This window comes from Streptomyces sp. NPDC036764, assembly GCF_055609385.1.
On record NZ_JBVJPT010000001.1, the window covers coordinates 1,327,999 to 1,347,319 of the forward strand.

Below are 19,321 nucleotides of genomic sequence, written 5' to 3' on the forward strand. Positions count from 1 at the left end.
TGCCTCCGTGCAACCGGATCAGCCGGTCCGACAGTCATCTAGGGAGATCAACACCGATCCGGCGACCGGCCCTGACCACCCGGCCGCCCAAGCGAAAGCGGACCATGAGATATCGCAGCAGAGTGACGGCCCCCGCGGCCGCCCTGATCGGCACGGCGGCTGCCCTGGCCGCCGCTCCCTCCGCCCACGCGGCACCGACGCGCACGGGGACGTCGGCCGCCAAGACCGCAGGCACCCCGGGCCCCGAGACCCTCGGCGACACCGTCTACCCGGCCCTCGGCAATGACGGCTACCGCGTGTCGGCCTACCACCTCGACTTCTCCTACGACGCCACGACGCGGCTGGTCGACGCCACCGCGACCCTGAAGATCCGCACCACCCAGGCGCTGTCCCGCTTCTCCCTCGACTCCCTCGGCCTCGACATCCGCTCCGTGCGCGTCGGCGGCCGCAGCGCGACGTACGAGCAGGTGGCCGAGAAGCTGCGCATCACGCCCGCACGGACCCTGCCGAACAAGTCCTGGGTGACCGTGTGCGTCGAGTACTCGGCGGACCCGCGCCGTATCCTGCCGCCGCACACCGGCTGGGTCGACACGCTGGACGGGTTCGCAGTCTGCTGCCAGCCGAACTTGGCCCACACCGTCTTCCCGTGCAACGACCACCCCTCCGACAAGGCCGACTTCACGTTCCGCATAACCGTCCCCGGCGGCCTGCGCGGCGTGGCCACCGGCCTGCTCGAACGCACCGAGAGCCTCGCCGGCGGCCGTACCGCGTACACGTACCGCTCCCGCGAGCCCATGGCCACCGAACTGGTGCAGATCACGGTCGGCGACTACGTGATCAAGGACCGGCAGGGCCCGCACGGCCTCCCGCTGCGCGACGTCGTCCCGGTCGCGCGCGCCGAGGCACTGGAACCGGCGCTCGCGCTGACGCCGAACCTGGTCGAGTGGCTGGAGGCGCGGCTCGGGGCCTACCCCTTCGAGACGTACGGCCTACTGCCCTGCAACTCCGACGCCCCGAACGCCTTCGACTTCACCGGCCTGGAGAGCCAGACCCTGACCATCTACAAGCCGAACTACCTGCTCCAGGCGGAGCCGAAGATCGGCTCGCACATGATGCACGAGCTGGTCCACTCCTACTTCGGCAACAGCGTCAGCCCCGCCACCTGGGCCGACCTGTGGATCAACGAGGGCCACGCCGACTTCTACGGGTTGCTCTACCGTTACGAGCGCGGCTGGCCGGACTCCCTGGGCCTGACCACCATGGAAGCCCGGATGAAGAACACCTACGCCCAGGGCGACCAGTGGCGGCGCGACTCCGGGCCGGTCGCCGCGCCCAACGAGGCCAACCTGTTCGACGGCCAGCGCTACCTGGGCGGCGTGCTGGTTCTGTACGCGCTGCGCAACCTCGTCGGCGAGAGCGCCTTCAACGCGCTGGAGCGCGCCTTCCTCGACCGGTACCGCAACTCCTCGGCGTCGACGGCCGATTACATCGCCGTCGCCTCGGAGGTCTCGGGTCAGGATCTGTCCGGATTCCTCCGGGACTGGCTGTACGGCACGAAGACGCCGCGGATGCCGGGGCACCCGGACTGGACGGTCACGCCGGTGAACCCGGCGCTCGCCGCGCCGCACAGCCGTAAGCGCAGCCGCTCCCACGACAACTCGGCCACCCTGTAGGGACGTCCGGGCAGGTCAGTCGAGGCGGACGGGGGCCACCTCGTCCGCCTCACCGGGGACGCGCTGCAACGGTATCGACACCGTCCCCTGCTGGATCGCCACCGTCCGGGTGGGCGCGGGGATGCTGATGCCCTCCGTGCGGTAGCGCCGGTGCAGGCGCTTGATGAACTCGTGCTTGATCCGGTACTGGTCGCTGAACTCGCCCACGCCCAGGATGACGGTGAAGCCGATCCGGGAGTCGCCGAAGGTGTGGAAGCGGATGATCGGCTCGTGGTCCGGCAGGGCGCCCTCGACCTCGGTCATCACCTCGCCGATGACCTCGTTGGTCACCCGCTCGACGTGGTCGAGGTCGCTGTCGTAGGCGACGCCGACCTGGAGGAGGATCGTCAACTCCTGCTCGGGCCGCATGAAGTTGGTCATGTTCGTCTTCGCGAGCTCCCCGTTGGGGATGACGATCAGGTTGTTGGAGAGCGCACGCACGGTCGTCTGGCGCCAGTTGATGTCCTCGACGTAGCCCTCCTCGCCGCTGCTCAGCCGGATGTAGTCGCCGGGCTGGACGGTCTTGGAGGCGAGGATGTGGATGCCCGCGAAGAGGTTGGCGAGCGTGTCCTGAAGGGCGAGCGCGACCGCCAGACCACCGACGCCCAGAGCGGTGAGCAGGGGCGCTATGGAGATGCCCAGCGTCTGGAGCACCACCAGGAAGCCGATGGCCAGGATCAGGATCCGGGTGATGTTGACGAAGATCGTGGCGGAGCCGGCGACGCCGGGGCGGGACTGCGTGACCGTCCGCATCACGCCGGCGATCCCGCGGGCCACCGCCAGCGTAACGACGAAGATGAGCAGCACGGTCAGGATCTGATTGACGTTGTGCTGGACCGTCTTCGTCAGCGGCAGCGCGGCGCCCGCGGAGGCGGCGCCGCCGAGGAAGGCCGCCCACGGCACCACGGTCCGCAGTGTGTCCACGATGAGGTCGTCGCCGCTCCAGCGGGTGCGGTCGGCGTGCTTGCCCAGCCAGCGCAGCAGCATCCGCAGCAGGAACGCCGCGAGGAGGCCCGCGGCCAGCGCGATACCGGCGAAGACCAGGTCGTCCACGGTGAGCGCTCGGTTCACCGGTCACCTCCGGGGAGAAGAACTGCGGCGAATCCCTCCGCCGACGGCCGGATGTGAAGTCTCGTCACGTTGTCACCTGCTCGATTCCGCGATGTGCCGTCGTGCCGGTCACCCCGTCCCCCGTGACCGGCACGAGGGCTCATCCTGCCGTATCGGGTACATGTGTTCGTGCCGGGACCGCCGGCCGGACTGCCTCATCGGCCCCTTTCGGGCATTCTCCCCCGCACTGCGGCTCCTCGGAGGGCCGAACGACCGCACGCCGGGGCTCGCTTGATGCGCGAAGACGGCACACGGGTCGCACACCGCGGTGCGCGCTCCGGCGGCGCCGGGGACGGCGTCGGCCCGCGCCACCCGGCCCCACGGCCTCGTCACATGTCCGTGAACAAGCCGCGCCACCCGGTCCCACGGCCTCGTCACAGCCCCGGCACCCGGTCCCACGGCCTCGTCACACGGCCGTGAGTGAACCCCGCCACCCGGCCCCACGGCGTTGTCACATGTCCGAGAACGAACCGTGCCGCCCGGCGCCGGAGGCGAAGCGGGCCGCGCCCTCCAGGCTCTCGGCCAGGACGCCCATGCCGTGCGCGAGTTCACCGCGCATGGCCGCCGGCTCGTCCAGCCCGTCCTGCTCCAGCACCGAGGCGCGGTCGGCGCGCAGGCACGCCTGCGGGAACCCCGCGATCACCCCGGCCAGCTCCTCCGCCTCGGCGCGGGCACGCCCTCTCGGCACGACACGGTTGGCGAGCCCCATGTCGTGGGCCTCGCGGGCGGTGACCGGCCGCCCGGTCAGGATCATGTCCAGCGCGCGGCTCGTGCCGATCAGCCGGGGCAGCCGTACCGTGCCGCCGTCGATCAGCGGCACGCCCCAGCGGCGGCAGAACACCCCGAAGACGGCGTCCTCCTCGGCCACCCGCAGATCGCACCACAGGGCGAGTTCCAGGCCGCCCGCCACCGCGTGTCCGGCGACCGCCGCGATGACCGGCTTGGACAGCCGCAGCCGCGTCGGCCCCATCGGGCCGTCGCCCTCCTCTGCCACCCGGTTGCCCCGCTCGCTGCCGAGCGCCTTGAGGTCGGCGCCCGCGCAGAAGGTGCCGCCCTCACCCCACAGCACCGCCACCCTCGCCTCGTCGTCCGCGTCGAACTCCCGGAAGGCGTCCGCGAGCTCGGTGGCCGTGGGGCCGTCGACCGCGTTGCGGACCTCGGGGCGGGAGAGGACGACGGTGGTGACGTATCCCTGACGCTCGACACGGACCGGCATGGCGGGGCCCCTTCCCTAGATCGGACCCCGTACGTTACTGGCCGGTCACCTGGCCTTCCAGTCGAACCGGGCGGTCGGATCCGGCGCTCATATGACCTTGAAGCGCACCAGCGCCCCCAGTGTCAACGCCCCCGGCAGCAGCGGCAGCCACACCGTGATGATCCGGTACGCCAGCACCACCGCGGTCGCCACCGCGACCGGGCCGCCGGCCGCCACCAGGGCCACGATCAGCGCCGCCTCGACCGAGCCGAGGCCGCCGGGAGTCGGCACCAGGGCCACGGCGACGGTCGCCGCGAGATACGCGAGGGCCATGTGCGCCGGCGGCACGTCCAGGCCCAGCGCGAGTCCGACCAGGACCAGCCCGGCCGCCTGAAGCGCGGGGAAGGCGATCGAGCCGCCCCACAGCGCCAGCGCGCGGGAGGGGCGGGTGTGCACCGAGCGCGCCTCACCCAGCGCGGTGCGCAGGAACGACAGCACGGCGGTGCGCAGTTTCCGGATCAGGGCGAAGAGGGCGACGACCACGACCACCACCGCGCCGATGATCAGCAGCAGCGGGCCCCACGCCCCCTCGGGCAGCAGCGGCCCGAGCTGGAGCGCGTGCGGGAAGGCGATGAGCAGCGCGGCCAGCAGGCCGACCCGGGCCACGCTCTCCGCCAGCAGATACAGCGCCAGCGCGGCCGAGGAGCGGGCGAGCGGCAGCCCGCACACCGTCATGAAGCGCAGGTTGACCGCGCTCGCGCCCAGTCCGGTCGGCAGCAGATGGTTGGCCGAGCCCGCCGCGAACTGCGTGACGAGCAGCCGGAGCTTGGGCAGCCGGTCGACCACGGCACCCTGCCGGGTCACCGCCGCCGCCACCCACGTCAGGCAGGTGGCACCGGCCGCGGCGAGGAGCCACGGCCACTTGGCCGTCGCCAGATGCCCGATGCCCTCGGCGAGCACGGTCCGGTGCCGCACCGCGACCAGGATGACGAGGGCGAGCGGAAGCAGGACCAGTATCTGGCGGAGCGGGATGCGCCGGAGCAGGCGTCCCGCGTGGAGTCGTACTGCGGTCACACTGGGAGAGGTTTTCCGTGTCGCGACAACGGCGGGTTGCGGTAGCGGAGACGGCGTCTTACGGACCGGCTGCGGACGGACACCGATCTTCGCGAAGTCGGCGATATTGACCTCAACATCGCTTGAGGTCCTACGTTTCCTCCCATGAGCATGGAGACCACAGCCTGGACCCAGTTGCACAGCGTCATGAACGCGGAACGGGAGCGCCGCCCGTTCGCCCGCGCCACGCTGCGCCGAATCGGCGCCTTCGCCCGCCCGCACCGCCGCAGGATCGCGCTCTTCGTCGTGCTGGGGGTGATGACCGCGCTGCTCGCCGTCGCGACCCCCGTCCTGGCCGGACACATCGTCGACGCGATCGTGACGCGGGGCGACGAGGGCACCGTCGTCCGCCTCGCCCTGCTGATCGCCCTGATCGCGGTCGCGGAGGCGGCACTCGGGATCCTCGCGCGGCGCCTGTCGGCGGCCCTCGGCGAGGGCCTCATCCTCGACTTGCGGACGGCTGTGTTCGATCATGTGCAGCGCATGCCGGTCGCGTTCTTCACACGTACTCGTACGGGAGCGCTGGTCTCCCGTCTCAACAACGACGTGATCGGCGCCCAGCGCGCCTTCAGCAACACGCTGTCCGGCGTGGTCAGCAACTTCGTCACCCTGCTGCTCACCGTCGCCGTCATGCTCACCCTGTCCTGGCAGATCACCCTGCTCGCCCTCGTCCTGCTCCCGGTGTTCGTGATCCCGGCCCGGCGCATGGGGCACCGCATGGCGGGGATGCAGCGGGAGGCGGCCGCGCTCAACGCGGCGATGGGCACCCGTATGACCGAGCGCTTCTCGGCCCCCGGCGCCACGCTGGTCAAACTCTTCGGACGCCCGCGGCAGGAGTCGGAGGAGTTCGCGGACCGGGCCCGGCGCGTCGCGGACATCGGCGTGAAGACGGCCACCGCCCAGTCGGTGTTCATCACCGCGCTCACCCTGGTGTCCGCGCTCGCCCTCGCCCTGGTCTACGGCCTCGGCGGCTGGTTCGCCCTGCGCGGCACCCTGGAGCCGGGCGACGTCGTCGCGCTGGCGCTGCTGCTGACCCGTATGTACGCGCCGCTCACCGCGCTCGCCGGCGCCCGGGTCGAGGTCATGAGCGCCCTCGTCAGCTTCGAGCGCGTCTTCGAGGTGCTCGACCTCAAGCCGCTCATCGAGGAGAAACCGGATGCCAAGGAGGTCCCCGAGGGCCCGGTGCCGGTGGAGTTCGACAACGTCCGCTTCGGCTACCCGTCCGCCGACAAGGTCTCCCTCGCCTCCCTGGAGGAGGTGGCCACCCTCGACACCCGCGGCGGCGCAGAGGTGCTGCACGGCATCTCCTTCCGCGCCGAGCCCGGACAGACCGTCGCCCTGGTCGGCTCGTCCGGCGCCGGCAAGTCCACCGTCGCGCAGCTCCTGCCGCGGCTGTACGACGTCGACGAGGGCGCCGTACGCGTCGGCGGCGTCGACGTGCGCGACCTGAGCGCCGAGTCCCTGCGCGGCACGCTCGGCATGGTCACTCAGGACGGTCACCTCTTCCACGACACCGTCCGCGCCAACCTGCTGCTCGCCCGGCCCGCGGCGAGCGACGCCGAACTCTGGGACGCCCTGCGCCGTTCCCGCCTCGACGAACTCGTACGGTCCCTGCCCGACGGCCTCGACACCGTGGTCGGCGAGCGCGGTTACCGGCTCTCCGGCGGCGAGCGTCAGCGGATGACCATCGCCCGGCTGCTGCTGGCCCGCCAGCGCGTCGTCATCCTCGACGAGGCCACCGCCCACCTCGACAACACCTCGGAGGCCGCGGTCCAGGAGGCGCTCACCGAGGCGTTGGAGGGCAGGACGGCGGTCGTGATCGCGCACCGGCTGTCGACCGTGCGGACGGCGGACCTGATCCTGGTCGTCGAGGCCGGCCGGATCGTCGAACGCGGCACGCACGAGGAGTTGCTGGCGGCCGGGGGCCGGTACGCCGAGCTGTACCGCACGCAGTTCAAGCAGATGGATTCGGCCAAGGTCGAGGACCGTACCCATCAGGAACACACAAACAACGACAGCATCATTGCTTCCCCTGTGTTCACAACCTAATGTGCGTTGGGTTTCCGAACAGCACCGCACATGATCTGACGCTCCCTCAAGCCGTGCAGCGCCGCACTGTCGTCCCGAGGAAGGCCATTGTCGATGCCGCTCTCTCCCGCGTCCCCTGCCGGCCCGTCCCGCTCGCCGGGCGTGCCGGTCAGCCGCCGCCGTCTGCTGGAGGGAGGAGCCGCCCTGCTAGGCGCGCTCGCCGTCTCCGGGTCCTCCGCCACGGTGCACGCGGCCGACGGGACGCCAACGGCGGCCGGCACCCCGGAGTGGAACGGCCACATCGACCTCTTCCGGATCGGCACCCAGCCGCCGCACACCACGCTCATGCCGTACGCCGACGTCGCACAGGCGCTGGACGCCGACCGCACCCGCTCGCCGTACCGCCTGAGCCTCGACGGCAGATGGAAGTTCGCCTACGCCGACCGGCCCGACGACCGGGACGCCGACTTCCACCGCACCGACGTCGACGACAGCGACTGGGACACCATCCCCGTCCCCTCCGTGTGGCAGATGCACGGCTACGACCGGCCGATCTTCGTCAACATCACCTACCCCTGGTGGGGTCCCAACGGCCTCGGCGAGGAGGCGCAACCCCCGGCCGCGCCGACCCGCTTCAACCCGGTGGGGCAGTACCGGCGCACCTTCACCGTGCCGCGCGGCTGGGCGGGACGGCGGACCTTCCTGCACTTCGAGGGCGTCAAGTCCGCGCACTACGTGTGGATCAACGGGGAGTTGGTCGGGTACGCCGAGGACTCCTTCACTCCCGCCGAGTACGACATCACCGAGCACCTGCGCCCCGGCACCAACCAGATCGCCGTGGAGGTGTACCGCTTCTCCGACGGGGACTGGCTGGAGGACCAGGACATGATCCGGCTGAGCGGGATCTTCCGTTCGGTCCACCTCTACTCCACACCGGCCGTCCATCTGCGCGACTTCAAATTGGACACCCCGCTCAGTGACGACTACACGGCGGCCGAACTGGCCGTGACCGCGAGCGTGCGCGCGTACGAGGGCCAGGGCGAGGACGGTTATTCCGTCGAGACGCAGTTGTACGACCAGCGCGGCCACGCCGTCTGGCCCAGACCGCTCCAGCAACCCGTCGACCTCACCTCCGCGCCCGCAGGAGAGGACGTGACCGTCCGCGCGAGCAGAGCCGTGCCCGCGCCCCGGTTGTGGTCCGCCGAGCACCCGAACCTCTACACCGCCGTGCTGCGGCTGCGCGATCCGGCCGGCAAGGTGATCGAGACCCTCTCGCACCGCGTCGGCCTGCGCGAGTTCGCGATCGAGGACGGCCTGATGCGGATCAACGGCAAGCCCGTCTCGTTCCGCGGCACCAACCGGCACGAGATGCACCCCGACAGCGGCATGGCGCTCACCCGCGACCACATGGTCAAGGACATCGAGATCATCAAGCGGATGAACATGAACTCCGTCCGCACCTCGCACTACCCCAACAACCCGCTGTGGTACGAACTCGCGGACGAGTACGGCCTCTATCTCGTCGACGAGACCAACCTCGAGACCCACGGCATCCGCGGCGAGTACCCCGGCAACCACGCCGACTGGACCAAGGCGTGCGTCGCCCGCGCCCAGGCCATGGTCCACCGCGACAAGAACCACGCCTCGGTGGTCATCTGGTCGCTCGGCAACGAAGCGGGCGGCGGCAGCACCTTCGTCGCCATGCACGACTGGATCAAGTCCTACGACACCACGCGCGTGATCCAGTACGAGGGCGACGACCGGCCGGCGATCAGCGACATCCGCTCCGAGATGTACGACAGCCCCTCCCGCGTCGAGCAGCGCGCGAAGGACACCGCCGACACCCGGCCGTACGTGATGATCGAGTACGCGCACGCGATGGGGAACTCGAACGGCAACTTCAAGGAGTACTGGGACATCGTCCGCCGCTACGACGTCCTCCAGGGCGGCTGGATCTGGGACTTCGTCGACCAGTCGCTGAACTGGCCCGTGCCGGTGCGCAAGATCCTCACCGAGTCCGGGCCCGGCGGACTGCGCGGCGAGATCCTCACCGCCAGCGGCACCTTCGACCGCGCCAAGGGCGTCTCCGGCGCCACCGTGTTCCCCCGTGACGCACGCCTCGACCTCACCGGCTCCCTCACCCTGGAAGCCTGGATCACCCCGCACTACACCGGCTACCACCAGCCCATCCTCGCCAAGGGCGACACCCAGTACGCGCTCAAGCAGACGGACCGGAACCTGGAGTTCTTCATCTACGGCGGTGGCCAGTGGATCACCGCGAGCTGGGCGCTCCCGGCCGACTGGACCGGCAGCGAGCACCACATCGCCGGTGTCTTCGACGCGGACGCAGGCACGCTGACCCTGTACGTGGACGGCGTGGTGAAGGCCACCCGGACCACCACGCGCAGGCCCGCGACCAGCACCGCGCCCCTCGCTCTGGCCACGGACGTGGACAACTCCACCCGTGAGTTCAGCGGCACCATCCGCCGGGCACGCGTGTACGCGCGTGCGCTGAGCGCCGCCGAACTCGGCTCCGACGGCCGCGGACCCGGCGACGACGGCGTACGGTTCTGGTTCGACGCGGCCACCGTCGGCCTCACCGAGAAGCGGCCCCGCCAGAAGACCTTCTTCCCCTACGGCGGCGACTGGGGCGACAACCCCAACGACGGCACCTCCAACGCCGACGGCATCGTCACCGCCGACCGCCGCCACACCGGCAAGGCGGCCGAGATCAAACGGATCTACCAGGCCGTCCACGCGGCCCCCGCCTCGGGTGACGCATTGACCCCGGGTTCGGCGATCACCCTCACCAACGAGTACCTGTTCACCAACCTCCGTGAGTTCGACGGCTGTTGGGAGCTGGTCGCCGACGGTCAGGTGGTGCGGCGCGGGAAGCTGAGCCGCGCCCAGCTCGACGTCCCGCCGCTGAGCGGCAAGGACATCACGGTCCCGGTCCGCCTGCCGGACGACCCGGCGCCGGGCACCGAGTACTTCCTCCAACTGTCCTTCACCACCAAGGAATCCACCCCGTGGGCGAAGGCCGGCTTCGAGGTGGCCAAGCAGCAACTGCCCCTCGTCGCCGACGTCCCGGCAGTGACGCCCGCGCCCCTTGCGAGCGTGCCCGTGCTGAAGCACACCGACGCGGACAAGGCCGTCACGGTCAAGGGCAAGGACTTCTCCGTCACCGTCGACAAGAGCACCGGAATCATCACCTCCTACGAGGCCCGGGGCACCCGGCTCCTCACCTCGGGCCCGGTGCCGAACTTCTGGCGGGCGCCCACCGAGAACGACCGCGGCAACGGCCAGCACACCCGCAACCAGACCTGGCGCGACGCGGGCACCGACCGCACCGTGACGGAGGTCAAGACGCGCCCCCTGGGCGACAAGGCCGTCGAGATCAAGGTCGCCGGCACCCTGCCGACGACCGTCGAGTCGACGTACACCACCACCTACACGGTGTTCGGCAACGGCGAGATCAAGGTCGACAACACCCTCCACCCGGGCGCCGCTTCCCTGCCCTACATCCCGGAGGTCGGCACGCTGCTGTTCCTGCCCGGACGTTTCGAGCGGCTGCGCTACTACGGCCGCGGGCCCGAGGAGAACTACGTCGACCGCAACGACGGCACCGACGTGGGCGTGTACTCCGGCAAGGTCTCCGAGCAGTGGACCCCCTACATCCGGCCCCAGGAGAACGGCAACAAGACCGGCATCCGCTGGATCGCCCTGACCGACGCCTCGGGCAGCGGCCTCCTCGTCTCCGGGGAGCCCCTGCTGGAGGTCAACGCCTCGCACTTCACCCCTGAGGACCTGTCGTCCGGCGTGCGCCACGAGTACCAGCTCACCCCGCGCGACGAGGTGGTCCTGCGCGTGAACCACCGGCAGATGGGCCTGGGCGGCGACAATAGCTGGGGTGCCCACACCCACGACCGGTACAAGCTGTTCCCGAGCCGCGACTACTCCTACACCTACCGGCTGCGGCCGCTGACCGACGTGGCCGAGGCGATGTCGGCCTCGCGCAGGCCGACGGCCGTGGAGTGACGGACGCGACCGACGTGACCGGGGTCCCGGTGTGTGGCCGGACCCCGGTCAGCGGGTGTCCAGGGCACCCACCAGGCTCGCAACCGTCACGGTGTTGAAGACGAACGCGATGGCGGAGTTGGCCCCCACCGTGCGCCGCATCTCCCGGGAGGTCACCGATACGTCCGTGGTGCCGAACGTCGTCATGACCGACAGGGCGAAATAGACGTAGTCGGCCCAGGCGGCGGACTGATCGCCCGGGAAATCCAGGCCCTGTTCGTTCTCCAGCAGGTTGTCGGCCTGGAAGGTGACCGCGAAGGACACGCACACACAGATCCAGGCCATGACGACGAGAGCGAGCGCCGTCAGCACCCGGGGCTCCACGGGGAACCGCGAGCCGAGATGCCCGGGGCGCCACACGACGGCCACCACGAGCGCGCCCGCCGCGATGAACAGGGACACTCCGGGGCCGGGCGCGGTCCCGAGCACATATCGCTGCAGCACCGTGCCCCGGTCGCTGCGCTCGGCCCAGTTGCGGATCCGCTCCTCGGAGGCGGTCGAGAAGGCGGGCACCGTGAGAACGAGATACGTGAACAGATAGGCGAACAACACCAGCACGCCCCCGTCCGCGCCGGAGAACGCCGGCAGATCGAAGTCGAGCGCGGCCACGACGACCAGGACCACTGCCACGCCGACCGCGACGAGGGAGCTCACTCCCGCTCGACGGCGTTCGGAGAGCCAGGAATGCACCGACGAGCTCCTCTGGATCGCGGCTTTCATACCGATCTCACCCTGTTCGGGCGAAGCCGTAGCTTAGTGGTCCGGCGCCGGTTTTCAGCCGCTCACGCGCAGACGGGGATCACAACTCCGGCCGCTTGCGATGCTGCCTCAGGCGGTCACAATTCGCCGTGCGCGAGCCCCTTTTGCAGGCAAGCGTGGTGGCGGGGCGATCGGTACCACGGCGCGATGTTGTGCCTTGTGCTAGTGTCACGCGTTTGCGTGGTCGTCGCGGTGGGCGATTCTGCCTGTTCGGTTCCGCTGGTGCGTGGGCTGTTCAATCCTGCCGGGCCTTCCTCGGTACGTCCCCCTGCGGAAGGCTGTTCATGAAGCATCCCGACGACTCCGGCATCGCTCACGGCGGTCCGGCGCTGCCCCCGGCCGTCTCCTTCGCCGACCTGGAACTGCCGGTGGAGGTGCTGCGGACACTGAGCGGACTCGGGGTGCGCGAACCCTTTCCGATCCAGGCCGCCACACTGCCGGATGCCCTGCAGGGGCGCGACGTCCTGGGGCGCGGGCGCACCGGATCGGGCAAGACGCTCGCCTTCGGCCTGCCGCTGCTGACACGTACGGCCGGGCGGCGCGCCGAACCGAAGCAGCCCCTCGCTCTGATCCTCGTGCCCACCCGGGAGCTGGCCCAACAGGTCGTTCAGGCGCTGGCGCCGTACGCCGAGGCATTGCGGCTGCGGATGGCCACGGTCGTCGGCGGCATATCGATCGGCCGGCAGGTCGCCGCGCTGCGCCAGGGAGCCGAGGTGGTCGTCGCCACCCCCGGACGCCTGCACGACCTGATCGAGCGCAACGCCTGCCGCCTGGGACGGGTAAGGATCACCGTGCTGGACGAGGCCGACCAGATGTGCGACCTGGGATTTCTGCCGCAGGTTGCCGACGCGCTCGACCAGGTGCACCCCGACGGCCAGCGGATGCTCTTCTCGGCCACTCTGGATCGCGACGTCGATGAGCTCGTCCGCCGCTACCTCCACGACCCCGTCGTCCACTCGGTCGACCCGTCCGCGGGCACCGTCTCGACGATGGAGCACCACGTTCTTGTCGTCCACGGCCCTGACCGCTACGCCGTCACCACGGAGATCGCCGCCCGCGACGGCCGCGTACTGCTGTTCCTCGACACCAAGCACGCCGTCGACCAGCTCACCCGGCATCTGCGGGCCAGCGGGGTGCACGCCGGGGCCCTGCACAGCGGCAAGTCCCAGCCACAGCGCACACGGACCCTGGCGCAGTTCAAGAACGGCCAGATCACCGTTCTGGTGGCGACCAATGTCGCGGCCCGCGGCCTGCACATCGACGACCTCGATCTCGTGGTCAACGTCGACCCGCCCACCGACCCCAAGGACTACGTGCATCGGGCCGGCCGCACCGCCCGCGCCGGTGAGTCCGGCAGCGTCGTCACGCTCGTGCTGGCGGGCCAGCGCCGCGAGACGAGCCGAATGATGGCCGGGGCCGGCATCGAGGCGACCGTCACCAAGGTGCGCTCGGGCGAGGCGGAGCTGAGCCGGATCACCGGCGCCAAGGCTCCCTCAGGCACGCCGCTCGACGGCGGGCCCGCCGTCCCCCGACCCAAGAACAGCAACGCTCCCTTCCGCGGCCTCGGCACCAGCAAGGACACCTCCCGCGGCGCCGGCGGCAAGTCCCGAAAGGCCGGCGAGGCCCGCAAGCTCGCCGAGGCCCGCAAGGCCGCCCTCGTGCGTCGCGGCGGCGGCCGTTGAGTGGGATAGAGGTCGAAACGGAGCAGCAGGATGTTGCCGGCGCCCGACACCGCGCCCGGCATGACAAGCTGTGCTGGCCCACTTTCGAACCCAGGAGGTCACCATGACCGCAGAGCCCGAAACTACGGAAGGTTCGGAGTCGGCTGTCCCCGAGACGTCCCCTCTGGCGCCGGACAGCGACGGCAACTACGACCTCAAGCGCAAGTTCCGTCAAGCCCTGGCGCGCAAGCGCGGCGCGCAGGCGGACGCGGCCGATGCTGCCGCCAGCCCGGATGCGTCGAAGGTGCGTGCGGCGCACGGCCCGGCTGCGAGCCAGCGGTCGTTCCGGCGTAAGAGCGGCGGCTGAGTCGATCGGTCCCGCGGTCCGGCCGCTGACCGGCACTCTGCGCGCTGTCCACGCGCGCCCGGTGTCGTGGCCCGCAACGTGCGCATGTCCGTGTGCGCGTTGCGGGCGAGGTGTAGCCGGCGGTCGGGGTCGCGTTCGTGCCCTTTGTCGCGGCATGCTCCGTGACGGGGCTCTCAGTGCGGTCCGGAGCGTCGTTCCGTAGCCTGGTCCCGCCTGTTGACCTGAACAGTGCCCCGGTACGTCTCCACGTCCGTCTGGCACAGGATCAGGAAATTCAGTAATCGGTCAGCATTGATGCCTGAACAGCAGGCGGCAAATCAGCGCGAAGTCAGCCGATGTAGGGTGAAAAACCGCCCTTGACCTGCGAGAGCAGGCAGGGAGCCGATCACCAGGAGCGCCCCAATGCTGCGTACTCTCTTCAAGTCCAAGATCCATCGAGCCACGGTCACCCAGGCCGACCTGCACTACGTGGGATCGGTGACCATCGACGCGGATCTGCTCGACGCCGCCGACCTGCTGCCCGGCGAGCTCGTCCACATCGTCGACATCACCAACGGTGCCCGTCTGGAGACCTACGTCATCGAGGGCGAGCGCGGGTCGGGGGTCGTCGGGATCAACGGGGCCGCCGCCCACCTCGTCCACCCCGGCGACCTCGTGATCATCATCAGCTACGCTCAGATGACGGACGCCGAGGCGCGGGGGTTCGAGCCGCGGGTCGTGCACGTGGACGGCGCCAACCGGATCGTGGCCCTGGGCGCCGACCCGTCCGAGCCGGTGCCGGGCTCCGACCAGGAGCGCAGCCCGCAGGCCGTGCCGGTGGCCTGACCGCCCTACTCGGCCTCACAGGGAAGACGGACCAGGGAGCGTGCCATGAGCGACATCGAGATCCGCGACGACCGTGCGGCGGGCCGCCTGGAGGCCCTGAAGGGCGACGAAGTCACCGGCCACATCGAGTACTTCGTCCTCGAGTCCCCGGCACGCGCCCTCGTCCCCGTCCACACCATCGTGGAACCGGCCCACGAGGGGAAGGGCATCGCGGGTTCCCTGGCACGTGAGCTGTACGGCATCGCGGCGCGCGAGGGAATCGTCGTGGCGCCGCTGTGCCCGTACGTCGTGAAGTGGGCCGAACGCCACCCGGACGAGGCCCCGGCCGCCGACCCGGCGCTTCTGGAGGCGGCCAAGGACTGGCTGCGGGCGCACCCCGAGCGGTTCTGACGCGAGGCGGTTCGGGGAAGGGCGGTTCAGGGGCGGGGCGTCCGGGGCGACACTGGTCCTGACGGGCCCACTCGGGCGCCGTCAGTGACGCGGGTGAGTGACTGGTGGCTCGGCCGTCGGGTACGCGGGGGAGTAGTCCAGAGCCGATGTCACGCAGTGGCTGGAGGACGCCATGACCAACCCGTATCCGGACCCGGTCCATCCGGGACCGACCCCGGGCCCCGAGCCGCCGCACCCGGAGCCGCACCCGGTTCCACCCCCTGAGCCTTCACCGGCTCCCGAGCCGCCCCCACCAGGCCCACCCCCACCGGGCCCGCCCCCGACCCCCGGTCCCCCGCCCACGCCGCAGCCCCCGGACCCTTCGCCGTCGCCGATCCCGCCGGGACCGGAGCCGGTGCCGAACCCCGAGCCCGGGCCTCCGCTCACCTGAGCCCGCCGTGCACGGAGGGTGAGATTTTCTCATCACGAAACCCCGGTGGGCATGTACTTCAGCCGCCAGTACCCGGATTCGTCTGCGACGACTCCATCCGCCGGCTGGCACCCTGCGGCGCCCGCGCCAAGCTCGGCGCCTGGACCAACGTCTGGCGGGACACGGACCCGCTCGGCGGACGGGTCGGCATCACCTGCGTCGACCGGCAGTGGCCCGACGACGCCGAGGACTGGCAGGGCGCCCGGGGCGTGATGGCGCTGCGATCGGAGCGGCACCCGGTGTTCCCGCCGATCAACGGCCACCGCAACTACACCACGGACGACCGGATGATCCCCGAGCGAGACCGGCTCCTGGAGCGGCTGCTGCGGGCCCGCGCGGCGGACGACGAGAAATCGCCACCCACCGCACGCGCCTAGGAGCGCGGGGAGCCGCGTGATCAGCTCCCCGCGCACCCCCGCGCCCCCTGGGCGCAGACAGCCCGCGCGCGAACCCGCCCGGCGAACCTCCCCGACCGTCCTACGGCGCGATCTCGAACCGAGGCGGCTGGAGCCCCGCCAGGCACGACTTGTTCGGCGCCGTCGGAGAGTCGAAGAAGGAGACGGCGATCGAGCGCGCGCAGGGCGATTCGGCGAACGCGACATGGGCGACGTAGGGAACCGTGACGACCGTCGACCGGCTCAGTGTGCGGGCGACGTAGGCGCCGTTGCTCGCCCCGGTCTGGGCGTCGAACCCCGCCGACATGACGAGCGTCGGGATGCTGCTGCGCGTCACGTTCCTGATCGAGTGCGGGGCCGGGGGGACGCTCCAGGCACGGCAGTCCGCGTGAAGGAAGGGGAGCTGCGGTGCGTTGGCCAGGACCGAGCGGGGGAACGACGGGAAGGCGCGCCGTCCTGCCCGGATCACGTCGGCCTCGCTCTCGAAGGGGGTCCACTCGGAGCAGAAGACGCCGTAGGCGAGGCCGTGGGCGAGTCTGCCGATGGCCTGGGGGCTGAGTTTTCCTCCGGCCCACTGCTCGGCGATGCGCTGCGGGTCGCCGTGGGCCAGCTCGTCGATGGAGCGGGGTACTCCGGCCGCCAGGTGGGTGGCGGAGGTCAGCCAGTTCACCAGGACTCCGCCGTCCAGCACGACCTTCACCGGCGCCGGGCGGCCCGGGACCGTCACGGTCGTGGTGATCGGCCGGACCTCGAGCTGACGGACGAGGCGCTCGAAGGTGTCCGACAGGTGCGGGTAGCGCCGGTTGCAGGAGCGCTGCTGGGCGCACGCCTTGAACAGGCCGTCGAAGCCCTGGCGTGCGGCACTCCAGGTCAGGCTCGCCCCGGCGAGGGACGGCGGGAGGACGCCGTCGATGCCGACCGAGCGGACGCCCTGCGGAAACTTGCGCATGTAGGTGAGGGCCAGGTCGGTGCCGTAGGAGATGCCGAACACGTTCCACTGCCTGATGCCCAGCGCGACGCGCAGGGCGGCGTAGTCGGCGGCGCTCTCACCGGTGTTGTAGGCGCTGAGGGCGGCCCCGTGGCGCTTCAGATGTGCGCGGCAGTTCCGCGTCGCCCGGACGTGCAGGCGCCCGGTGGAGGGCGCGCCGTAGACGAGGCCGAGGGAGTCGGCGTTGAACTCGTCGATGTTCGGGCAGGTCAGCTCGGGATCGGCCGAGTAGGTTCCGCGCTGGGACATGAAGACGACGTCCCGGTCCCGGTTCAGGCCGCCGTCGATCGCCAGTTGGGCCTCGGAGACCGCGTCGTCGCCCGGTCCGCCGGCGAACCACACGATCGGGTCGGCCGCCCGTCTGGTCACCGCCGCCACGATCGCGACGCCGAGGGTGATCTTTCGTCCCTTGGGCCGGTCATGCTTCTCGGGCACGGTGAGCGTGCCGCAGCGGGCCCCTTCGAGAGCGGGAATCGGATCCGCGGTCCTCGGGCAGGGACCCGGCACGAAGCGGGCGTTGCCGACCGTGCGGGCGACCGTGCCGAGAGGCGGTCGGGGGCCGTTCTCGGCATGGGCGGGCGCCGCGGTGAGGCCGGCGAGAAGGAGACCGGCGGTGGCTCCGGCGAGGGTGGCCGAAAGCCGTCGCGCGGTGCGCCGGTGGTGGGGCTGACGGACGGACATCATGCGGTCTCCGGGGTGGGCGTGATGGTGAACGGCTTCGGCGAGAGTCCCGACACACAGCGGGTGTCGGGTGCGGTCGGACGGGCGAGGAAGGAGGCCAGGACGTTCTGCGCGCAGGGCGACTGCGGGACCACCCAGTGGCCGATTCCGGGAATCCGCACGGTGGTCGACCGGGGCAGCGTGCGGGCCGCGTACGCGCCCCAGCGCGCCCCGGTCTTCGCGTCGAAGGTGCCGGAGAGCACGAGCGCCGGCACCGTGCTGACGGTCGTCACCCGCTGGACGGCGGTGCGGTCCGGGACGCTCCAGGCGCGGCAGACGTCGTACTCGAAGGGAAGCTGCGGTGCTTGCGCCAGGACCGTGTCCGGGAATCCGGGGAAGGCCCGGCGCCCCGCCCGCAGCAGGTCGGCCGGCGAGTAGCCCGGCACCCACTCGCTGCACGCCACCGACTGCGTCAGGCCGTGCGCGAACTCGCCGATGACGGGCGTGGCACCGGCGGCCCGGGCCCGTGCGAAGCGGGTCGGATTTCCGTGGGCGAGCTCGTCGAGCGCCGCGGGGACGTCGACGGCAGGGACGGCGTTGGCGACCAGCAGGTTGACCAGCGCGCCCCCGTCGAGGACGACCTTCACCGAGGGTCCGCCCGCCGGCGGCTGCGCCATCAGCGTCAGGGGCCGTGCCTCCAGCCGCCGGACCTGTTCCGCCAGCACGCGCCGCAGGTTCGGGTAGCGGCTCTCGCAGCGCGGCTGTGCCGCGCACGCCGCGAAGATCGTGTCGATCCCCTCACGGGCGCTGTCCCACGTCCACGGCAGGCTGACGATCTGCGGAGGCACGACCGAGTCGATCGCGACCGAGCGAACGCCCTGGGGGTGCCGGCGCAGATAGGTCAGGGCCAGGTCGGTGCCGTACGAGTACCCGTAGACGTTCCACCGGTCGATGCGCAGCGCCCTGCGCAGGTCGGCGAAGTCCGCCGCGTTCTCCGTGGTGTTGTAGGCGCTCAGCCCCACCCCGCGGGCCGTGACGCGGGTGAGGCGGTGCCGGCACTCCTTGGTCGCGCGCAGCAGGAGCCGCCCGGTCGACCGCGCGTCGTAGCGCAGCCCCACGGCATCGGCGTAGAAGCGGTCGATCTCCGGGCAGGCGAGGTCCGGCCGGGAGTGGAGCGTGCCGCGCTGGGCCATGACGATCAGGTCGCGGTTCCGGTTCACGCCCGAGTCGATCAGGAAGGGGATGTCCCCGATCGCATCGCCTCCGGGACCGCCCGTCATGAACACCACCGGGTCCGCCGCCCGCCTCGACGAGGAGGCCGGGATGATCGCGACGGTCAGCCGGATGGTCCGCCCGCCGCGCCGGGCGCGATTCTCGGGGACTTCGAGGTACCCGCACCGCCCCGGAATCGGCTCGGGCGTGTCCGGGCAGGCGCCGGGCACGAACCGTGCGGGAGCCACCGGCCTCGGCTCGCTCAGAGGCGCCGCCACGGCAGCGCTCGGCGTCGGGGCGAGCACGGCCAGGAAGGCCAGCCCCACCGCGGCGCGGGCGTGCCGTCCGCGTCTTTGTGCG

14 protein-coding genes are annotated in these 19,321 nt (G+C 71.1%); 8 read left to right on the forward strand and 6 right to left on the reverse strand.

All coding sequences use genetic code 11. The features are described 5' to 3' along the window. Positions 1-104 precede the first annotated feature (104 nt). Positions 105-1,673 carry a M1 family metallopeptidase gene (locus tag ACZ69Q_RS05780; protein ID WP_471036877.1) on the forward strand — a complete coding sequence of 523 codons (1,569 nt, stop codon included), beginning with the start codon at positions 105-107 and terminating at the stop codon, positions 1,671-1,673. Between the two features lie 15 nt (positions 1,674-1,688). Here ACZ69Q_RS05780 and ACZ69Q_RS05785 read toward each other — a convergent pair whose 3' ends face one another. The 3 genes from ACZ69Q_RS05785 to ACZ69Q_RS05795 form a co-directional block, all read right to left on the reverse strand. Next, the gene (locus ACZ69Q_RS05785; protein WP_471036880.1) at positions 1,689-2,783 is read right to left on the reverse strand and encodes a mechanosensitive ion channel family protein; all 1,095 of its coding nucleotides are present in this window, start codon (positions 2,781-2,783) and stop codon (positions 1,689-1,691) included. 490 nt (positions 2,784-3,273) lie between these two features. Next, positions 3,274-4,038 carry a crotonase/enoyl-CoA hydratase family protein gene (locus ACZ69Q_RS05790; RefSeq protein ID WP_471036883.1) on the reverse strand — a complete coding sequence of 255 codons (765 nt, stop codon included), beginning with the start codon at positions 4,036-4,038 and terminating at the stop codon, positions 3,274-3,276. A gap of 87 nt (positions 4,039-4,125) precedes the next feature. Beyond that, positions 4,126-5,091, reverse strand: coding sequence for a lysylphosphatidylglycerol synthase transmembrane domain-containing protein (locus tag ACZ69Q_RS05795; RefSeq protein ID WP_471036887.1), 966 nt, complete (start codon positions 5,089-5,091; stop codon positions 4,126-4,128). Positions 5,092-5,241: 150 nt separating this feature from the next. Here ACZ69Q_RS05795 and ACZ69Q_RS05800 point away from each other — a divergent pair, with 150 nt between their 5' ends. Next, positions 5,242-7,179: an ABC transporter ATP-binding protein gene (locus tag ACZ69Q_RS05800; RefSeq protein ID WP_471040103.1), complete on the forward strand. Its 1,938-nt coding sequence runs from the start codon at positions 5,242-5,244 to the stop codon at positions 7,177-7,179. 93 nt (positions 7,180-7,272) lie between these two features. Then, positions 7,273-11,196 carry a glycoside hydrolase family 2 TIM barrel-domain containing protein gene (locus ACZ69Q_RS05805; protein WP_471036890.1) on the forward strand — a complete coding sequence of 1,308 codons (3,924 nt, stop codon included), beginning with the start codon at positions 7,273-7,275 and terminating at the stop codon, positions 11,194-11,196. A 48-nt stretch (positions 11,197-11,244) separates the two neighbouring features. On the opposite strand, the gene ACZ69Q_RS05810 is transcribed toward ACZ69Q_RS05805, so the two are convergent. Continuing rightward, complete coding sequence (locus tag ACZ69Q_RS05810) at positions 11,245-11,925, reverse strand: DUF1345 domain-containing protein (protein WP_471036893.1); 681 nt, start codon at positions 11,923-11,925, stop codon at positions 11,245-11,247. A 353-nt stretch (positions 11,926-12,278) separates the two neighbouring features. Between ACZ69Q_RS05810 and ACZ69Q_RS05815 the strand changes: the two genes are divergently transcribed. From ACZ69Q_RS05815 to ACZ69Q_RS05835, 5 genes are all read left to right on the forward strand, one after another. Continuing rightward, complete coding sequence (locus ACZ69Q_RS05815) at positions 12,279-13,676, forward strand: DEAD/DEAH box helicase (protein WP_471036896.1); 1,398 nt, start codon at positions 12,279-12,281, stop codon at positions 13,674-13,676. 103 nt (positions 13,677-13,779) lie between these two features. After that, the gene (locus ACZ69Q_RS05820; protein ID WP_471036899.1) at positions 13,780-14,022 is read left to right on the forward strand and encodes a DUF5302 domain-containing protein; all 243 of its coding nucleotides are present in this window, start codon (positions 13,780-13,782) and stop codon (positions 14,020-14,022) included. A 402-nt stretch (positions 14,023-14,424) separates the two neighbouring features. Further along, positions 14,425-14,847, forward strand: a complete 423-nt coding sequence (panD, locus tag ACZ69Q_RS05825) for an aspartate 1-decarboxylase (RefSeq protein ID WP_471036902.1) — start codon at positions 14,425-14,427, stop codon at positions 14,845-14,847. A 45-nt stretch (positions 14,848-14,892) separates the two neighbouring features. Continuing rightward, positions 14,893-15,237 (forward strand): GNAT family N-acetyltransferase, encoded by a 345-nt coding sequence (locus ACZ69Q_RS05830; protein ID WP_471036905.1) that lies wholly within the window; start codon positions 14,893-14,895, stop codon positions 15,235-15,237. Positions 15,238-15,918: 681 nt separating this feature from the next. Continuing rightward, complete coding sequence (locus ACZ69Q_RS05835; RefSeq protein ID WP_471036908.1) at positions 15,919-16,083, forward strand: hypothetical protein; 165 nt, start codon at positions 15,919-15,921, stop codon at positions 16,081-16,083. A 100-nt stretch (positions 16,084-16,183) separates the two neighbouring features. Here the strand turns inward: ACZ69Q_RS05835 and ACZ69Q_RS05840 are convergent, their stop codons facing one another. Together ACZ69Q_RS05840 and ACZ69Q_RS05845 are read right to left on the reverse strand one after the other, a co-directional pair. Further along, the gene (locus tag ACZ69Q_RS05840; protein ID WP_471036912.1) at positions 16,184-17,773 is read right to left on the reverse strand and encodes an alpha/beta fold hydrolase; all 1,590 of its coding nucleotides are present in this window, start codon (positions 17,771-17,773) and stop codon (positions 16,184-16,186) included. Continuing rightward, on the reverse strand, positions 17,770-19,029 hold the full coding sequence (locus tag ACZ69Q_RS05845) for an alpha/beta fold hydrolase (RefSeq protein WP_471040104.1): 1,260 nt from the start codon (positions 19,027-19,029) through the stop codon (positions 17,770-17,772). Before ACZ69Q_RS05845 ends, ACZ69Q_RS05840 begins: the two co-directional genes overlap by 4 nt. Between the last annotated feature and the right edge of the window lie 292 nt (positions 19,030-19,321).